The sequence below is a fragment of the Sulfitobacter dubius genome, from assembly GCF_027214245.1.
GTDB classification, from domain to species: domain Bacteria; phylum Pseudomonadota; class Alphaproteobacteria; order Rhodobacterales; family Rhodobacteraceae; genus Sulfitobacter; species Sulfitobacter dubius_A.
Genome location: NZ_JAPWHM010000033.1, coordinates 1 through 782 on the forward strand (window position 1 = coordinate 1; position 782 = coordinate 782).

Annotated in this window: 3 tRNA genes; all 3 read right to left on the reverse strand. The window is 55.5% G+C overall.

Annotated features, from left to right (window positions below):
* Nucleotides 1-194: 194 nt before the first annotated feature.
* The 3 genes from O4H31_RS19480 to O4H31_RS19490 all read right to left on the reverse strand — a co-directional run bounded on the left by O4H31_RS19480 (nucleotide 195) and on the right by O4H31_RS19490 (nucleotide 684).
* Nucleotides 195-271 (reverse strand) — tRNA-Ile (locus O4H31_RS19480).
* Nucleotides 272-505: 234 nt separating this feature from the next.
* Nucleotides 506-581, reverse strand: a tRNA-Ala gene (locus O4H31_RS19485).
* 26 nt (nucleotides 582-607) lie between these two features.
* Nucleotides 608-684 (reverse strand) — tRNA-Ile (locus tag O4H31_RS19490).
* Between the last annotated feature and the right edge of the window lie 98 nt (nucleotides 685-782).

The window sequence follows — 782 nt, forward strand, 5'->3', positions numbered from 1 at the left end:
TATGTCCGGCAGGCCGAGGAAACAGCCCGTCAAACACCGGCCCCGAAGGGCAGCAACCGAGATCATCCCCTAACGCGGGGCGATCAAACATGTTGTTAGTATCTCTCTTTACGATGTCAATTCGTCTGCGGACAGACGATCAAACACATACATATGTGCTTGATGATATGTCCGAATGTCACTCTGGTTAGGAGTGGTGGGTCGAGGAGGACTTGAACCTCCGACCTCACGCTTATCAGGCGTGCGCTCTAACCACCTGAGCTACCGACCCAGTGTGCGCCGGAGGCGCGCACGTCGCACAAACAGCATATTGCGAAGCAATGTGCGAGTTGTGCAAGAGATTTTGCCGAAGGCAAAACTCGTCGTTCCGGCAGGGCATTCCGAAGGAATGGCCCGAGAGGAACCAGCCCTTAGTGGTTGAGGTAATAAGGGCCTTAAACGCTGCCCTTCTCGCACGTCCTGTGGACGGGCAACCAGGGCGACGCCTTTTGCTCTGCAAAAGGCTTGGTGGAGCCTAGGAGGATCGAACTCCTGACCTCCTGAATGCAAATCAGGCGCTCTCCCAGCTGAGCTAAGGCCCCAAAAGGCTTCTGCACTGCAGATGCGATGGTGGGTCGAGGAGGACTTGAACCTCCGACCTCACGCTTATCAGGCGTGCGCTCTAACCACCTGAGCTACCGACCCATACGGGCGGTAGCCCGTGTTCTATTTCTGAAGAGATATGAGGACGGCTCGGTTCTAATATTGGCCGGCTTTGTATGCCGACCTGCTAAGTGTTCCAT